Origin of the sequence: Dietzia sp. DQ11-44 (assembly GCF_014145205.1) — a bacterium.
GTDB classification, from domain to species: domain Bacteria; phylum Actinomycetota; class Actinomycetes; order Mycobacteriales; family Mycobacteriaceae; genus Dietzia; species Dietzia natronolimnaea.
In genome coordinates, this window is sequence record NZ_JAALEC010000124.1 from 1 (window position 1) to 3,203 (window position 3,203).

General features: G+C 70.2%; 2 protein-coding genes and 1 pseudogene. 1 reads left to right on the top strand and 2 read right to left on the bottom strand.

The annotated features are described in order from the left end of the window. Positions 1 to 21: 21 nt before the first annotated feature. A complete protein-coding gene (locus tag G6018_RS03800; RefSeq protein ID WP_182638787.1) occupies positions 22 to 717 on the bottom strand; it encodes an exonuclease domain-containing protein in 696 nt (231 codons plus the stop codon). 59 nt (positions 718 to 776) lie between these two features. Between G6018_RS03800 and ligA the strand changes: the two genes are divergently transcribed. Further along, positions 777 to 2,972 carry an NAD-dependent DNA ligase LigA gene (gene ligA, locus G6018_RS03805; protein WP_182638789.1) on the top strand — a complete coding sequence of 732 codons (2,196 nt, stop codon included), beginning with the start codon at positions 777 to 779 and terminating at the stop codon, positions 2,970 to 2,972. Positions 2,973 to 3,094: 122 nt separating this feature from the next. Here ligA and G6018_RS17260 read toward each other — a convergent pair. Continuing rightward, positions 3,095 to 3,203, bottom strand: a pseudogene (locus tag G6018_RS17260) (amino acid-binding protein); the annotation flags it as partial.

Below are 3,203 nucleotides of genomic sequence, written 5' to 3' on the forward strand. Positions count from 1 at the left end.
CACAGCTTGTTCAGCAGTCTCCTAGGTGACGGCGATCGGCCACCGCGTGTTGACATCCGAGGCGTCCTTGCCCGACTGCTCCAGGTAGGCCGCGAAGTCGCGTTGGCGCGTCTCGTGCCACTGCGCCTGCTGCGCGTTGACCGCGCGCCAGTCCGCGCTGGCCAGGTCGGGCAGCGAGCCGAGCAGCTTCCACGCCAGGCGGGCCGCCGCGAGCGCATCGGCCGCGGCCTCGTGCGCATCGTCCAACCGCACGCCGTGGTGGGCGCACAGGGCCTCGAGGGTCCGCTTGCCCCTGCGGTAGGGGTCGATCGCCCGGTCGACGACGTAGGGGTCGAGGACCGGGCCGAGCACCTCGAACGAGGGGTCCCATCTCCTGAGGATGGTGAGGTCGTACGCGGCGTTGAACACCACCAGGGTCCGCCCCTCCCGCCAACCCGCGCGGACCCCGGCGATGGTCTCGGCCACCACCTCCGCATGCGGCCTCCCGTGCTGCCTGGCCTGGGCGGTGGTGATCCCGTGCACGGCCGTGGCGCCCTCCGGGATGTCGATGCCCGGATCGGCCATCCAGCTGAGTTCCACCTTGCGGGGCCCGTCGATCGCGACGAGGGCCGAGGTGACGACATGCGCGGTACGGGGATCGGGCCCGGTGGTCTCGAGGTCGAAGGCCAGCAGTCGGTTCCGGTCGAGTGAGACGGAGGTGATGATCTCTGGGTTCATGCGGTCACCGTAGGCCAGCGCCCCGACACGCCGGGCCCATGTCGCATTACCCTGACCTCGTGAGCCAAGCGAGTCGAAGCAACGAGCCCGTCGGCACCGGGGACATCCCCCCGGAGGTACGACAGGAGTGGACCGACCTCGCGGAGACGGTGCGGGATCACCAGTTCCGCTACTACGTCAAGGACGCCCCCATCGTCTCCGACGCCGAGTTCGACAGGCTGTTCCACGACCTGGAGGCGCTGGAGGAACTCCACCCCGGACTGCGGACGGCGGACTCCCCGACACAGCTCGTCGGCGGTGGCTTCTCCACCGATTTCGCGCCGGTCGAACACCTTCAGCGGATGACGAGCCTGGATAACGTGTTCTCCGAGGAGGAGCTGCGCGCGTGGGTGGCCTCGGCGGTCGAACAGGCTCACATCCCCGCGGAGGACCTGCGGTTCCTGTGCGAGGTCAAGATCGACGGCGTCGCACTGGATCTGGTCTACCGCGAGGGGAGGTTGGTCAGCGCGGCCACCCGCGGGGACGGTCGAACGGGCGAGGACGTCACGCTCAACGCCCGGACGATCGACGACATCCCGGTCACGCTCACCCCGACGAAGGACCGCCCCGTCCCCGCGTTGCTCGAGGTCAGGGGAGAGGTGTTCTTCCGGCTCGAGGACTTCGCCGACCTCAACGCGCGGCTCGTCGCCGACGGCAAGCCACCGTTCGCCAATCCCCGCAACAGCGCGGCCGGGTCACTGCGGCAGAAGAACCCGGCGATCACCGCCCAGCGCCGCCTCGGGATGTACTGTCACGGCCTCGGCGCGGTCGAGGGAGCGACCTTCGACAGCCTCCACGACGTCTATCTCGCGCTTGCGGACTGGGGCCTGCCCGTCTCTCCCCACACCGCCCCGGCGACCGGGGTCGACGAGGTACTCGAGCGGATGCGGTACTGGGGCGAACACCGGGACGACCCCGAGCACGAGATCGACGGCCTCGTGGTGAAGATCGACGACCGGGCCGTCCAGCGTCGACTCGGTCAGACGTCGCGGGCACCGCGGTGGGCGATCGCCTACAAGTACCCGCCCGAGGAGGTCATGACCGAGTTGCTCGACATCCGTGTCTCCGTGGGTCGTACCGGGCGGGTCACACCGTTCGCCCACATGGAGCCGGTGCTCGTCGCCGGCTCCACGGTCTCGCTCGCGACCCTGCACAACCAGACCGAGGTCAAGCGCAAGGGTGTTCTGATCGGTGACACCGTGGTGATCCGCAAGGCCGGGGACGTCATCCCGGAGGTCCTCGGCCCGGTGGTGGAGCGCCGGGACGGGACCGAGCGCGAGTTCGTCTTCCCCGAGCGCTGCCCCGAGTGTGAGACCGTCCTGGCGCCGGCGAAGGAGGGGGACGCGGACTGGCGTTGTCCGAACCAGCGGTCCTGTCCCGCACAGCTCCGCGAACGCCTGTTCTACCTCTCATCGCGCAACGCGCTCGACATCGAGGCGCTCGGCTACGAGGGATCCTCCGATCTCCTCGCCAGCGGGGTGCTGGACAACGAGGCCGGTCTGTTCGACCTCACCGAGGCGGACCTCCTCCGCACCTCCCTCTACACCCGACTGGACAAGGCGACACGCAAGCAGGTCGAGGAGGGCGCCGAGCCGGAGCGAACCGTGCTCACCGAGAACGGCCGCAAGCTGCTGGCGAATCTCGAGACGGCGAGGGACCGGCCACTGTGGCGGGTGCTCGTCGCGTTGTCGATCCGCCACGTCGGGCCGACCGCCGCACGCGCGTTGGCCACCCGGTTCGGCACCATGGAGGACATCCGCGCCGCCTCGGAGGTGGAGCTGGCGGAGACGGACGGCGTCGGCGCGACCATCGCGGCCTCGGTGGTGGAGTGGTTCGATGTGGACTGGCATCGCGAGATCGTCGACCGGTGGGCGGCCTCGGGCGTCTCGATGGCCGATGAACGGGACGCGTCGATCCCGCGCACCCTCGAGGGCCTGACCATCGTGGCGACCGGATCCCTGGAGGGGTTCACCCGCGACGGGATCAAGGAGGCGATCATCGCTCGCGGTGGCAAGGCCTCGGGATCGGTGTCCAAAGAGACCGACTACGTGGTTGTGGGGGACAACCCGGGGTCGAAGGCGGCCAAGGCTGAGGAGCTGGGGCTGACCATCCTCGACGAGGCCGGCTTCGTGGAGCTGTTGGAGAACGGCCCGGCGCGGGAGGACGAAGACGGGGCCGACCCCGAGCCCGCCGATCCCGGGGGCGCCGCCGACTGATCGCCTGCCCGGGTGCGCTGCGTGTCGGGACCCAACCGTCCGCGCAACCCTTCGGGACGCGGGCACAGGGGCCGCGTATGTCGGAGGACCGACGTGAGCCGGGTCAGCCGGGGCGCGTCGGGTCAGCCGGCGTTGAGAGACCGCAGGATCCCGGTGAGATACCCCAGCCGGGCGATCTCGGACCGCCGGAACGACGGCCCGCCCGGTCGGCCGACGACGAGGACGTGCCCG